The organism is Microbulbifer maximicatervae (SeqCode) (assembly GCF_052467825.1).
In genome coordinates this window covers 1,344,418-1,358,561 of the sequence record NZ_CP174327.1, presented here as the reverse complement: position 1 = coordinate 1,358,561, position 14,144 = coordinate 1,344,418, and the positions used below count along the sequence as shown (strand labels likewise).

General features: G+C 52.8%; 11 protein-coding genes. 7 read left to right on the top strand and 4 right to left on the bottom strand.

Annotated elements, in window-relative coordinates:
- Window positions 1-299: 299 nt before the first annotated feature.
- From ACJJII_RS06100 to ACJJII_RS06090, 3 genes are all read left to right on the top strand, one after another.
- Complete coding sequence (locus tag ACJJII_RS06100; RefSeq protein ID WP_413663852.1) at window positions 300-1,115, top strand: class II aldolase/adducin family protein; 816 nt, start codon at window positions 300-302, stop codon at window positions 1,113-1,115.
- A 188-nt stretch (window positions 1,116-1,303) separates the two neighbouring features.
- A complete protein-coding gene (locus ACJJII_RS06095) occupies window positions 1,304-2,923 on the top strand; it encodes a Na+/H+ antiporter (RefSeq protein ID WP_444918625.1) in 1,620 nt (539 codons plus the stop codon).
- A 44-nt stretch (window positions 2,924-2,967) separates the two neighbouring features.
- On the top strand, window positions 2,968-3,318 hold the full coding sequence (locus ACJJII_RS06090) for an AraC family ligand binding domain-containing protein (RefSeq protein ID WP_444918624.1): 351 nt from the start codon (window positions 2,968-2,970) through the stop codon (window positions 3,316-3,318).
- Between the two features lie 14 nt (window positions 3,319-3,332).
- Here ACJJII_RS06090 and ACJJII_RS06085 read toward each other — a convergent pair whose 3' ends face one another.
- Together ACJJII_RS06085 and ACJJII_RS06080 are read right to left on the bottom strand one after the other, a co-directional pair.
- Window positions 3,333-5,189, bottom strand: a complete 1,857-nt coding sequence (locus ACJJII_RS06085; protein WP_444918623.1) for a monovalent cation:proton antiporter-2 (CPA2) family protein — start codon at window positions 5,187-5,189, stop codon at window positions 3,333-3,335.
- 13 nt (window positions 5,190-5,202) lie between these two features.
- Window positions 5,203-6,504 (bottom strand): cation:proton antiporter, encoded by a 1,302-nt coding sequence (locus ACJJII_RS06080; protein ID WP_282930598.1) that lies wholly within the window; start codon window positions 6,502-6,504, stop codon window positions 5,203-5,205.
- Window positions 6,505-7,023: 519 nt separating this feature from the next.
- Here ACJJII_RS06080 and ACJJII_RS06075 point away from each other — a divergent pair.
- Together ACJJII_RS06075 and gstA are read left to right on the top strand one after the other, a co-directional pair.
- Window positions 7,024-7,419, top strand: a complete 396-nt coding sequence (locus ACJJII_RS06075) for a DoxX family protein (protein ID WP_413663848.1) — start codon at window positions 7,024-7,026, stop codon at window positions 7,417-7,419.
- A 114-nt stretch (window positions 7,420-7,533) separates the two neighbouring features.
- On the top strand, window positions 7,534-8,139 hold the full coding sequence (gene gstA, locus ACJJII_RS06070; RefSeq protein WP_413663847.1) for a glutathione transferase GstA: 606 nt from the start codon (window positions 7,534-7,536) through the stop codon (window positions 8,137-8,139).
- 10 nt (window positions 8,140-8,149) lie between these two features.
- Here the strand turns inward: gstA and ACJJII_RS06065 are convergent, their stop codons facing one another.
- Both ACJJII_RS06065 and hexR read right to left on the bottom strand, forming a co-directional pair.
- On the bottom strand, window positions 8,150-9,409 hold the full coding sequence (locus ACJJII_RS06065; RefSeq protein WP_282930601.1) for a multidrug effflux MFS transporter: 1,260 nt from the start codon (window positions 9,407-9,409) through the stop codon (window positions 8,150-8,152).
- A gap of 117 nt (window positions 9,410-9,526) precedes the next feature.
- Entirely contained in the window at window positions 9,527-10,381 is an 855-nt protein-coding gene (hexR, locus tag ACJJII_RS06060) for a transcriptional regulator HexR (protein ID WP_282930602.1), read from the bottom strand.
- 144 nt (window positions 10,382-10,525) lie between these two features.
- On the opposite strand from hexR, the gene uvrD reads away from it, so the two are divergent.
- On the top strand, window positions 10,526-12,730 hold the full coding sequence (gene uvrD, locus ACJJII_RS06055; RefSeq protein ID WP_444918622.1) for a DNA helicase II: 2,205 nt from the start codon (window positions 10,526-10,528) through the stop codon (window positions 12,728-12,730).
- Between the two features lie 232 nt (window positions 12,731-12,962).
- Window positions 12,963-14,102, top strand: a complete 1,140-nt coding sequence (locus tag ACJJII_RS06050; RefSeq protein ID WP_444918621.1) for a TRAP transporter substrate-binding protein — start codon at window positions 12,963-12,965, stop codon at window positions 14,100-14,102.
- Window positions 14,103-14,144 lie beyond the last annotated feature (42 nt).

The window sequence follows — 14,144 nt, the reverse complement described above, 5'->3', positions numbered from 1 at the left end:
CTCTCCTACTCAGAGTCATATCTATGACATCTGGGTGGGAATTTACTTTGAGTAAACAGTCCTAATTATTCAGTAAAAGAAACTAAGTGCAAGATACTAATTTTTCATTATTTGGCAGTAAATTTTTGCTTATATTTCTACCGCACGAAAATAAACTGATAGAAAAGACATCAAAGTCACTTTTATATTTTTCCGCATTAAGCAGTCACCATTTTATTAAGTTATTAATCCTCGTATAGAAAATAAAAGTCATGCTATAACCATGCCTCGGCATTTTCCAAAGATGAGAGGGCCGCTAGGTGGCTACAACAGAAAAAAATAAAACAAAAACCGGTATTGATGCTGCTGTTATGAATGGCGACATCAATATGTTGCTTGGCGAGCCAACCCAGCCGCCAGAACAAGTTCGTGAAGAGCGTAAGAGGAAGCTGACGGCGGCTTTTCGGCTGTTTGGAAAATTTGGTTTTGATGAAGGCGTAGCCGGTCATATCACTGTCCGTGACCCGGAATATGACGATCATTTTTGGGTCAACCCCATGGGGGTTTCCTTTAAACAGATGACGATGTCACAACTGTTGCTGGTCAATCATCAAGGAGAGGTGGTTGAGGGGGATGGTTACCTTAATGGCGCAGCCTTTACTATTCATTCTCACATCCATAAAACCCGCCCGGATGTGGTAGCCGCTGCGCACGCTCATTCCCTTTATGGGAAAAGTTGGTCTACTCTCGGGCGCCTTCTGGATCCCATTACCCAGGATGCTTGTGCCTTTTATCAGGACCACGGTTTGTTGGACACTTTTTCCGGCGTGGTATTGGAAATGGGAGAAGGTGCGGCCCTTGCTAAAGCCTTGGGTAACCACAAAGCACTGATATTGCAGAATCACGGCTTACTGACGGTGGGTAAATCCGTTGATGAAGCTGCCTGGTGGTATATCACTATGGAAAAAAGCTGCCAAGCTCAGTTACTGGCGGAAGCAGCTGGGCAGCCTATTTTGATCGATCCAGAGGTGGCAATACGAACCCGGGCGGTTGTGGGAACTGAACTGGCGGGATTATTTAGCTTTCAGCCTCTTTACAATGTAATTGCAAAAGAACAGCCGGATATGTTTGAGTAAAGAAACTCCAAAAACTCTGCCAAATTTGCAGAGTAATTTTTTAGAGCGCTGCAAAGCGCCGGCACTTTTTCTCAGAATTTATTCCCTGTTTTCTATTCTCGCATAAACTTCCTGATATTGAGTGAGCAGCAATAGTTGCTCGATAGAGATCTATTTCAATAAGGCGTCACAGGGAACTGTAGCGAGTAATGCACTATCTGGTTATTGCGCTGGTGCTGTTGTTAGTTGTGGCCATTACCCTGGTTATTGCGCGCCTGTTGCCTTTACCTATTCCACTGCCTCTATTGCAAATTGCTGCGGGAGCAATACTGGGTAGCTTTTTGGGAATAGAAATATCCCTCGAGCCAGAAATTTTTTTCCTGCTGTTTGTTCCGCCCTTATTGTTTATTGCCGGTTGGCGAATACCGAAAGGCGCCCTGTTTCGTGATATCGGTGCCATTGTTACCTTGGCTATTGGCTTGGTGCTTTTTACCGTTGTGGGTATGGGATATTTTATTTCCTGGTTGGTGCCTGTCATGCCACTGGCGGTGGCTTTTGCAGTAGCGGCAATTTTGGCACCGACCGATCCCGTGGCGGTATCGGTGGTCCACGGTGGAACTTCTATGCCACCACGGCTGGAGCATATCCTCGCCGGAGAGTCCCTGTTTAATGATGCCTCGGGATTGGATATTTTCCGTTTTGCAGTGATTGCTGCCCTCACCGGGACCTTTTCATTTCCCCACGCACTGGCTGGTTTTTTCTGGGTCGCTATCGGCGGTGTGGTTATTGGTGCTGGAGCTGCATTTGCCTGTGGATATATTTTGCGTCTGCTGGTCAGAATTGGCGGTGAGGACACTACTGTACAAGTTCTAGTGAGCTTATTAGTGCCCTTTGCGGCATATATCGCCGCCCATACTTTACAGGTATCGGGTATTTTGGCGGCTGCCAGTGCTGGAATTGCGACTCACTATACCACCTTACACGGCGCGGAAATGTCGACTACACGGATGGACCGCCGTGCAGTATGGAAAACAGTACAAGCAGTTCTTGACGGTATTATTTTTGTTCTGTTGGGAGAGCAATTGGTTCGAATTACCGGAGCGGATTTCTCCGGCGCGCGCCACACTGGTGACTTAACAATTATTTTTTATGTCCTGGCAATATTTGTTGTACTACTTCTCCTGAGATTTGTGTGGGTATGGGTCTCCCTATATCTCTCACGTTTTGGGCAGAAAGTAGAATCTTTTGGTACCCATTTTTTATTGGTTAGCGTGTTGACCATCGCCGGGGTAAGAGGGGCGATTACATTGGCGGGAGCCTTTTCCCTTCCCCTCGCTATGACAGATGGAAAGCCGTTGCCCGGCCGTGATTTAGCCCTGATTATTGCAATGGGCGTTATCTTGCTTTCCTTATTGCTGGCAAGTTTTTTATTGCCTGTTCTACTGCGCCGTTTACCCGAAGCCCCCAATTTTGCCGCTATTGGTGATGAAAAAGGTGCGCGAATATCTGCTGCCACAGCGGCAGTGAATCAGCTGATGAATATGCGTCATGATATTGATCGAGGCGAAAAAGATCGCGATCTTGCTTTTGAGGCGGTGGATCACCTTTTGGCGATTTATCGGCGGCGCATAACCCTAGGAGAAGATGAAAGCGAGGATATTATCTGGATGCGTTCCAGGGTTGAGCGTCATTACCACCTTGCCGCACTTTCTGCTGAGCGCGAACAGCTGTTGGAATTGCGTGTCTCCAGGAAGATTGATGATGAACTCCACCGCAAATTGGTTTTGGAGGTCGATCTGGTAGAGGCGAGCTTAATTAACAAAGAATAAATTTTCTCTTGTAATAGACACGCTTAAATTGGTGAAAACTTGATATGGAGTTTGTAGAGCTGTGTTCAGTTAATGGGGTTTCCCGTTTTCAGAAAAGAAAAATAGACAGTCCCCAGCGCGAGCCCCTGGGTAATTACTCAATCCCCTATCCCGCCAAGCAGGTGCAGTTCCGGGAGTTTAGCGAGGGGCAGCGTTTTGATTGGCACTGTGCCCCGAAGGCGCAGTTTATTCTTTATCTTGAAGGCAGGGTGAAGCTCACGACCAGCTCCGGTGAACAATATATCTTTGCTCCCGGAGATATCTTATTAGCCAATGATTTACACGGAAAGGGGCATATCAGCGAGAGTCTGAGTCCTGGCAGGGCTGCCATTGTCGTGCTTAATGACAACCCCTAGGGCCAATAAGCGGCTTACTGTTTTTCCATCTCGGGCCTGGCTTCTTCCCAGTAGTGATCCAGATGCAGGTCCTTGTCGCGGCGGTCTTGTTGTAACGCCTGTAAAAGCTGCTCGCGATAGATTCGGCTTTGTGCAATATGCTGGGACTCATCGCGCCAGTAGGGGAAAAGTGCCTCCAGCATACGCTGGTCGTGCTGCTTGAACTTCAAGGCGGCGCGGCGCGCCTGTATGGGACTGAGCCCCAATAGTTCCAGCGCCTTTTCGCCGATGGTCAGGGCCGAGTCCACGGTCTCGCGGAAGATATAGCGGACCCCGGCTTCCATCAAAGCATATTGGTGCATACGGTTGCGGGCCCGGGCGAGGATGGTCACATTGGGGAAGTGTTTTTGCAGCTGGGCCACAATTTCCAAACAGGCGGCCTGGTCGCTCAAGGTCAGGATAACCAGCTTTGCATTTTGGGCTCCGGCGGCGCGCAGTAGATCCTCTCGCGAGGCATCTCCGTAGTAAGCCTTGATGCCATAGCGGCGCACCAGGTCCAGTTGTTCTGCATTGCGTTCGAGTAAAGTGGTATTGAAACCGCAGGCATTTAGAAGTCGCCCGGCGATTTGCCCGAAGCGCCCGTAACCAATAATGATTACCGGTGAGCCGGAATCCACAGGCGGTGATGTATCTATGTTGGCGGGAACCTCTGGGCCGGTGACAAACCGCGGCTGGATAAACTGTTCGTAGATCAGCAGCAGCACTGGTGTCAGGGCCATGGTCAGAGCAATTTGAGCTACTAACAGGTTGCCGATGTCCGCACTCAGGACCTGAAGCTGGGTAGAGAACGCTACCAATACAAAACCGAATTCACCGGCTTGCGCCAATGACAGAGCGAACAACCAATCCTCGCCCTTTGACATTCGCAAGGTGCGCGCCAGGGCAAACAGCACGGTAAATTTAACCAGCACCAACGCCAATGCTAATCCGATAAGCACCAGCGGGTTGTCCGCGATCAGGGAGAAATTCAGGCTGGCACCCACGGCGATAAAGAAGAGACCCAACAGCAGGCCCTTAAAAGGCTGTATATCCGCTTCCAGCTCATGGCGGAACTCGCTCTCGGCCAGCAGTACCCCGGCGAGGAAAGTACCCAGTGCCGGCGATAGGTCCAGCCAGGTCATTACCGCAGCTGCGGCAAATACGATAAGTAGCGCGCTCACGGTAAACAGTTCGCGCACTTGGCTGCCTGCCATTAGACGCAGTAAGGGACCGAGCAGGTAACGTCCGGCGAAAATAAAAGCCAGCATGGTGCCGATAACTGCCGATGCGTAATACCAACCACTCAAGCCACTTTCATGGGGGCTGGCAGCGGTACCTGCCAGCAGTGGCAATAGCGCGAGGATGGGAATAACAGCGATATCCTGGAACAAAAGTACTGCAAATGCAGCGCGCCCGCCCTGGCTTTTCAGCAGGCCCTTTTCACTGAGGGATTGCAATACGATCGCAGTTGAGGACAGTGCCAGGATCAGCCCGATAGCCACCGAAGAGCGCCAATCCATCTCGGAAAAGGCGAGAACCAATCCAGCGATGGCCGCAGCGGAAAACAGTAGTTGGGCACTACCGGTGCCGAGGATAGCACCGCGCATTTTCCACAACTTCTTCGGCTGCAGTTCCAAGCCGATTAGGAACAGCATGAGTGCAACACCAAACTCGGCAACGTGCATCTCATCGCTGGCATCGCCGACCAGGCCTAGGGCACTTGGGCCAATGGCCACACCGGCGAGTAAGTAACCGAGGACTGAGCCCAGGCCCAGGCGTGTGGCAATGGGTACCGCAATCACTGCGGCAGCCATGAAAATTACTGCCTCAATAAGGAAGCCGGAGTGTTCCATTTAATCGTTATCGCTATTTGGCTGTCGGTTGCTGGGGCTCGTCGCGTTCGGGCTCAGAAAACTCCCGGCTGCGACGAATCAATGGCGCTATGGTAGAGCCCTGTACGACGATAGAAAAGAGCACCACGCCATAGGTCATGACCACCCACAGGTAGCGAAGGTCCTGTCCCTGGACGAAGGCACTGCCGGCGGGAATAGACATCGCCAGCGCCAATGCCAGACCACCTTTCAGCCCTCCCCAGATCAAAATCCGGTTGGTATAGGGGTGGTACTTGCGGCGACTTTTTAAATACAGGAAGGGTATGCCGACAGCGAAAACCCGGGCGGTAAGAACAATGACAATGCCCACTGCCATCAGCAGGTAGTCGGAAGGGCGCAGGTCGATTGTAATCAGGAACAGGCCCACCAGCAGGAAGAGCAAACCGTTGAGGAAGTCCTCGGTGATGCTCCAGAAATTATCCAGCTCGTGTTGGCTCACCCGGGAAAAGCCGCGCTCTCGGGTAAAGTTGCCAATAATAATGCCACTCACCACCATTGCCAGGGCGCCGGAGACCCCGAGTACATTGGCCAGGGAAAAACCGGCAGTGGGAATAACCATGGTCAGCATCAATTCCAGGCTGTGATCATTGGTACAACAAATAGCCCAGTGGAAAACGCCACCAATGATCAGTCCCAGCAATATGCCCCCCAGTGCCTCGATGGCGAATAGCTCAGCCACTGCCGGTACCGTAGGTTGGCCGCCTTCGAAAGCGAGTGCGTAAATCACCGCGAAGATCACGATACCGAAGCCATCGTTGAACAGGGACTCACCTTCCACCTGAATGGAAACCTGCTCCGGGGCCTTCAGGTTTTTCATAATTGCCAGTACGGCGATAGGGTCGGTGGGAGAGATCAATGCACCAAATAACAGGCAGTAAACAAAAGCCACCGGCATATTGATCAGCATCAGGAACCAGTAAAGAAGGGCCCCGACCACAAAGGTGGAAATGAGGGTACCGACAATGGCGAGAAGACCGATCTCCAGTTTCTGGTTGCGCAGTTCCAACAGATCGATATGCAAACTGCCGGCAAAAAGCAGAAACCCGAGCATTCCCTTGAGCAGAATATCCTCAAGGTTGAGCAGCGGCAGAAGCTGATCTGCCCAGGTGCGCAACTCCACCACCCCCAACTTGCCCAGGGCGGTGACCAATAGTGATAGGGCCAGGGCACCGGCGGTAATAGCGATCGTGGTTTGGGCGCGCAATACGTATTGGTTCAAGAAGCCCAGAAAAACTGATACGGCGGCAAGAAAACAAAAGGTGTAATAAACTTCCATGCCGTGTGTGGACTCCAGCGCTGAAATATTCTCGGATGGTTTAATGCCATTTTGGGGAGCGCCCCGGCGGCAATTTATATGATGGTGAGTGTGCCGTTATTGTAGTCGTGCAGAGGCTGCTCGATTTCCCTTGGAGTGGATCTAGGGCAACAGGATTACACCGGGGCGGGCCGCGCAGGCACAAGCGGCCAACTCCCTTTTATATGGGCGCGCAATTGTAGCGGCTCTAGGGCGCCACACAACTGCATTTTTCAGTTTTGCGCTCAAACGGATCGACTTCCCCTACCCACTAAAATTCATTAATGCCTTAGCTTTTTAAACATTACATCATTACTTTCTAACTGCCAATTAGTAGATTCCTACTGACTATTGAAAATAAAAAGGATGATTATCACGCCAATCTAGTGGTTTTTATCCCTCCTGAGTAAAGGCAGCTACCGACTATCTCATGAATTTTCACGACAGTGTCTACACTGGTTGATAGTCCATACCCATAAATGCGCAATTGAGGAAGTAGTAGTGAAGCATTCGATGTTGTGCGACACCTCAAAGCTGATCGGTCGGGTACTGATGTCGCTGATCTTTATATTTGCCGGCTGGAATAAAATTGGCGGCTACGAAATGACAGAGGCCTTTATGGTTTCCATGGGGATACCCGGCTTCATTTTGCCCCTGGTCATCGTTATTGAGTTGGTGGGAGGACTCGCGGTGTTACTGGGGATATTCACCCGGATTTCTGCTTTTGTCCTTTTCCTGTTCTGTCTCGCTTCGGCCTTCCTGGTACACCTGTCCCCTGGTGATGCAACAGAAATGACCAGCTTTATGAAAAATATCACGATTGCCGGTGGTTTCCTGATTCTGACCTGTGCCGGTGCCGGTCGCTTTAGCCTGGACCATTGGATACGCGGTAAGTAGATTTCAGCAACAGTTGTAGAGAGGAATTCAAGCCAGTTTCAGTCGAGCTTCAGTGGGGAGAAATTAGCCGGGCCTATACTGCCTGGATATAGGTAATGACTCTACAGGATTACCATGAAGCTTTTTTATGCACCGGGTGTTTGCTCTCTATCGCCTCATATTGTCGCTTGTGAAGCAGGGATCAATCTGGGCCTGCAAAAGGTCAATCTAAAAACCCACGAGCTGGAAAACGGCGACGACTTTACAAGGATTAGTCCTAAAGGGTACGTGCCGGCACTGCAACTGGAAGGCGGAGAAGTACTGACAGAAGGTCCGGCAATCGTCCAGTTTTTGGCGGAGCAAAAGCCCGACGCGCAACTGGCGCCACCAGTGGGCACCCTGGCCCATTACCGGCTTCTCGAATGGCTCAACTTCCTCAGTGCTGAAGTCCACAAGCTATTCAAACCACTGTTCTGGCATGGTACAGAAGAAGAGCAGGAGGACTCCCGGGTTAGGCTTATCCGCTGGTTTGACTATATCGAAGGGCAGCTTGATAAGGACTACTTAATGGGAGACGGTTTCACGGTTGCCGATGCCTACCTGTATGTTCTCTCTCGCTGGCTGAAACATCAGCAGTTTGATATGCCCCGGTGGCCCCGGCTTCAAGCATTCCAAAAGAGAATGGAAGAAAGGCCCGCAGTGCAGCGGGCGCTTCAGGAGGAAAGTTTAGAGCCGGTGTAAAGAGCTGCCGTTAACGCGGGGTAAAGCGCCGGGTCGCAGGGATATCGGACTCGATCGGTTGGCGAACCTTCGCGACAAATAGTGCAGAGAGTAGTGCCACAAAAGCACAGCCCGCCATAGATCCTGCAATAGGTGTCAGGGTTCCGGTGTGCAGGCTGCTCGCCAGTCCACCCAGTATCCCCCCGGTAATAAAAAGAGCGGCGCCGTATAGCGCGTTGGCACTACCGCTGATTTTGGGGAAGAACTCCAAATAACAGGCGGCGGCATTGGGGCCGGTAATACCGATACAGCTCATCACCAGTACCAGGGGAATCATCCACAGGGTCAGTTCTTTGACTCCTGTCATAGTTCCCAGCAGCAGCAGGCCGCAACCCAATAGCTGCAACACAATACCCGCCAGCAGGATATTGCGCGGCTCAAAAAAGTTCAGCAGGCGGATATTCACCTGAACCATGCAAATTAGCCCGAGTACGCAGATACCGAAAAACAGTGGGAACTGATTCGCGCTAACACCGAAGTAATCCATAAACACAAAGGGCGCGGTGGTGATGTAGATAAACATCGAACCGCTGACACAGGCCTGTGCAATCAGGAATCCAATAGCGCGGGGATTGCGCAAAACCTGGCCGTAGCTGCCCACGAGAGACTTTAGCGGCATCATCTGGCGGCGTGCGCGGGTAAATCGGGAGACGGTCTCCGGTAGCAGCAACTGTACTAGTACGAGCATTGCAAGAGCGTACAGTAACAAAAAGACGAAAATACTTTGCCAGCCGCCAACGGCTAGTAGTGCAGAGCCGATCACCGGGGCGATCAGCGGTGCAATCAGCATGATGGTGCTAATCAGGGAAATAATTTTTGCCGCCTCACGGCCACTGTGTAGGTCGCGCACAATTGCAGCACAGATTACTGTGGCAAAGCCGCCGCCAACTGCCTGGCAGAAGCGCAGGATAATCAGTTGGTCTACATGGTCGGTAAACAGGACTAACAGGGAGCTGGCTATATAGATACTGAGGCCGATAGTTCCTACAAGGCGCCGTCCCCAGCGATCTGATAATGGTCCGCCAAACAGCTGCCCGAGGGCAAAGCCCAGCAGAAAACTGGACACTGAGTACTGCATCCGCTCGACTTCTGTATCCAGGGCCGCCGCCATCGCCGGAATGGCCGGCAGGTAGCTGTCGATGGAAAAAGGTGTCAGGGAAACGAGTGCGGCCAGCCACACCACTAGCCAGCGCGGGGCTTTCTCGTCCGGGTTAGAAGCGATGGATGTCATTATGTTGCTCAGGTACAGCCTGGAAGGATCTTCCCGGCAAAGCCCAATTGGCGGGAAATGGCTTTGGTAGAAACGGGCGGGCACATTGTCCCTTGCCCGCTTTGGATATCAGGGAGTTTAGTGCTTGTCTTCCCGCAATGTGTACAGTCCCTGTTTCAGTTTCAACAGGTGCTCCTGTAGCTGAGGACCTTTGCGCTGGGCTACGCCGATAGCGAGGACATCGATTACCACCAGGTGGGCGATGCGCGAGGACAGCGGCGTATAGATCTCAATATCCTCTTCCACATCCACTTCCAGTGGGATGCTGGCTTGTTGTGCCACCGGCGAGCCGCTGGGTGCCAAACCAACCACCAGAGCGCCCTGCTCTTTTGCCATGCTCATGGAGCGAAGTAACGCCTTGGTGCGACCGCTCTGGGAGATAGCTACTACTACATCCCCCGCTTGCATGGACATGGCCGACATATTCTGGATGTGGTGGTCTGAGTGAGCAGCGGTGGCCAACTGTAGGCGGAAGAACTTGTGCTGGGCATCGGCGGCGACGGCACCGGAGGCACCAAAACCGAAGAATTCCACCCGCTTGGAAGCGGCCATCGCAGTGACAGCGGCCTCGAGGGCACGGTCGTCAATTCTATCGCGGACTTTCAGCAGGGTATCCACCGTGGAGTCGAAAACCTTGCGCTTGTATTCGGCAATGGTATCCGTTTCTGTAACCGCAATCTGGCCGAAGCTGGGGCTGGAAGCCAGCTGCTGCGCCAGGTTCAGCTTGAACTCCTGGAATCCGGAGCAGCCCACGGCGCGGCAAAAGCGCACCACGGTCGGTTCACTAACCTGGGCTTCAGTGGCCAGGTCGACGATGCGCATATGAATGATTTCATCGGGGTTGGCGAGAATATACTCCGCCACCTTGCGCTCTGATTTGCGCATGGATGACAGTTGTTCACTGATTCGTTGCGTTACTTCCGCCGGTTTCACAGGACTTCCTTCTCTATGCCAGATGGCGCAGTTTAGCCGCTGTGCCCTCCGCTGGCGAGCGACATCACATTACATTGTCAGGCGGGACAAAATCCTGTTTATTTACACAGGTCTTGTGCATCAGCTCTGGTACAATCTTCGCCCATGGACGTATCTCAGATTTTAGACCCCCTCAACGAGGCCCAGCGCGAAGCAGTAGCTGCCGCGCCCGGCAATCAATTGGTTCTGGCCGGTGCCGGCTCGGGCAAGACCCGGGTGCTGGTACACCGCATCGCCTGGCTGATGCAGGTGGAGGGCGCCTCGCCCTACTCCATTATGGCGGTAACCTTTACCAACAAGGCGGCCCGCGAGATGCGCGCCCGTATCGAAGAGCTGCTGGGGGTGAACACTTTTGGCATGTGGGTGGGCACCTTCCACGGCCTGGCTCACCGCCTGCTCAAGGCTCACTGGCAAGAAGCCAAGTTGCCGCAGAACTTCCAGATTCTGGATTCCGATGACCAGCTTCGCCTGATCAAGCGGGTACAGGCAGATCTGGGGCTGGATGATAAAAAGTGGTCACCGCGTGAAACCCAGTGGTGGATTGGCGCGCAGAAAGATGAAGGCCTGCGCCCGCAATATATCAATGCCGGCGCCGATCCCTGGTTGCAGACCATGGTGCGAATCTACTTCGCCTATGAAGAGGCCTGTCAGCGCGGTGGATTGGTGGATTTCGGCGAGCTGCTGCTGCGGGCCCACGAGCTCTGGCTGAATAACGACGCTATTCTGGCCCACTACCGCCGGCGCTTCCCCCATATCCTGGTGGATGAGTTCCAGGATACCAACACGATTCAATATGCCTGGCTGCGCCTACTTGCCGGTGAGCAGTGCCATATCACCGCCGTGGGTGACGATGACCAGTCTATCTACGGTTGGCGCGGTGCCAAGATCGAGAATATCCAGCACTTTTCCACAGATTTACGAGAAGTGCAGACGGTGCGACTGGAGCAGAACTACAGATCCACCTCCACCATTCTGAACGCGGCTAATGCGGTGATCGCTAATAACAGCGGTCGCTTGGGCAAAGAGTTGTGGACCAAGGGTGAAGAGGGTGAGCCCATCGCCGTCTACGCGGCCTACAACGAACAGGATGAGTCGCGCTTTATTGTCGAGCGCATCAATGACTGGGTGCGCGATGGCAATCGCCGCGACAGCATCGCCATCCTCTACCGCTCAAACGCCCAATCCCGGGTACTTGAAGAGGGGCTTTTGCGCGAGCAGGTTCCCTACCGTATCTATGGCGGCCAGCGCTTCTACGAGCGCCTGGAAATCAAGAATGCCCTGTCTTATTTACGCCTGATTACCAACCGCGATGATGACACTGCGTTTGAACGAGTGGTGAATACACCCACCCGTGGCATCGGTGCGCGCACTGTGGAGATGGTGCGCTCTTATGCCCGGGAGCAGGGCTGCTCCCTGTGGCAGGCGGCCAAGCTGATGTTGCAGCAACGGGTATTGGCTGCTCGCGCCGGCAATGCCCTGCAGAGTTTCCTGGACCTGATTAACCAGCTGGCAGCAAATGCAGAAGATAAAGAGTTGGATGCTATTGCTGAGGATGTGATCGAAAACAGCGGTTTGTTGGAGTTTCACGGCAAAGAGAAAGGCGAGAAAGGCCAAACACGGGTGGAGAACTTGCAGGAACTGGTCACTGCCTGTCGCGGCTTTACCGGTGCAGGCCTGCCCGAGGGAGAGGAAGATGAGGAGGAAATCCCGCTTCTTAACCAGTTCCTCGACAGCGCTGCCCTCGATGCCGGTGAAGGCCAGGCGGATGAGTTTGAGGATGCCGTCCAGCTGATGACCCTGCACTCCGCCAAAGGCTTGGAGTTTCCCCTGGTATTTATGGCAGGTGTGGAGGAAAACCTGTTCCCCCACAAGATGTCGGCGCAGGAGCCCGGCCGCATGGAGGAGGAGAGACGCCTCTGCTACGTGGGTATCACCCGCGCCATGCGCAAGCTATACATTACCTACGCGGAAAACCGGCGTCTGTTTGGCAGCGAAACCTATAACAGCCCTTCCCGCTTTATCGGCGAAATTCCGCCCAAGTTTGTACAAGAAGTGCGCCTGAAGACCGAAATTTCCCGCCCGCTCTACCAGGCGGATTACGGCAAGGTAGGCCAGTTTTCCGACCCGGCGCCAGACTTCGATGATTTGCCCCCGCTGGTCCTGGGCGGGCGAGTGGACCATGCCAAGTTTGGTGAAGGAACTGTCATTGAGTTTGAGGGAACGGGTCCTCGAATGCGGGTGCTGGTTAATTTTGACGATGTTGGCGACAAGAGGCTGATACTTTCGATGGCCAAGTTGCAGCCGCTTTAAGTGATGGCTTGAGCTGGCACTAAGCATTAAATACTGAGTGCCGGAGCATGTCGGTACTGAGAGGCATGCAGAATTGAAAGTTAGATAGTGGTGAATGGATTCCAGCTATAGCGGGAATCCATCCAAAATACCAGGGTCAGATCACAGAGGACTTCCCCTGAAGACCTAAGTTGGCGACCAAAGCGTCTGCCGATAATTTGTACAATACAAAAATAACGATAAATTAGTAGCAATGAAAAAACTCAATTGGTACCCGGCTATCATTCTCGGGCTCTTAGCCCTGCTCGCCATAACCTTCGCCGCCCTGGTAGCTTCTCGTGCAGAAATGGGCCCTGCCCAGCACTTTTCCGCAGAGGGTAATAAAGAGCTGTTCGAGTGGAAATTAGTTACTACCTGGCCCAAGAACTTCCCTGGCCTCGGCAGTGCGCCGGAGCGTTTTGCCAAGAAAGTCGAGGCGATGTCAGCCGGGCGTCTCAGGATCAAAGTGTACGGTGCCGGTGAGTTGGTACCTGCCCTGGGCGTATTTGGTGCTGTATCGGAAGGCGCCGCGCAGATGGGACACGGTGCTGCCTATTACTGGAAAGGCAAGGTGCCCGCTGCCCAGTTTTTTACTGCGGTGCCTTTTGGCTTGAATGCCCAGGAAATGAATGGCTGGTTGCATCACGGCGGTGGTCTCGAACTCTGGGAGGAGATCTACGAGCCCTTTAACCTGATTCCACTTGCGGGGGGCTCCACCGGCGTGCAGATGGCGGGCTGGTTTAACAAACCGATTGAGTCGGTGAAGGATTTAAAGGGCCTAAAGATGCGTATTCCCGGCCTGGGTGGTGAGGTTTTAAACCGCGCAGGCGGCACTGCGGTGACCATTCCCGGTGGAGAACTCTACACCGCCCTCCAGACTGGAGTGATCGATGCTACCGAATGGGTGGGGCCCTACAACGATCTCGCATTTGGTTTCCACCAGGTCGCTGAGTATTACTACTACCCCGGGTGGCATGAGCCGGGCTCTATCCTGGAATTTATCGTTAATAAAAAAGCGTTCGAAAAACTGCCTGCTGATTTGCAGGAAATAGTGCGAGTTGCCGCCCGTGAAGCTAACCAGGATATGCTGGACGAATACACGGCACGCAATAACCGGGCCCTCAAGGAGCTGGTAGAAGAGCACGGGGTAAAAGTGGAGCGCTTGCCGGAGGATGTTCTGTCTCACCTGAAGAAGATCAATAACGAAATTATGCAGGAGACGGCGCAGCAGGACCCGGAGTTTGCCCGTGTTTACAAAGCCTTTAAAGAATTTGAACGGGATGTGAAGCCCTACCACGAGATCAGTGAAGAGGCTTACTACCAAACGAGAGATACAGCTAAAGAGACTAGATAGACATTTTAGTTAAGGTTAAAAATTACCTTTTTACCCCAAATG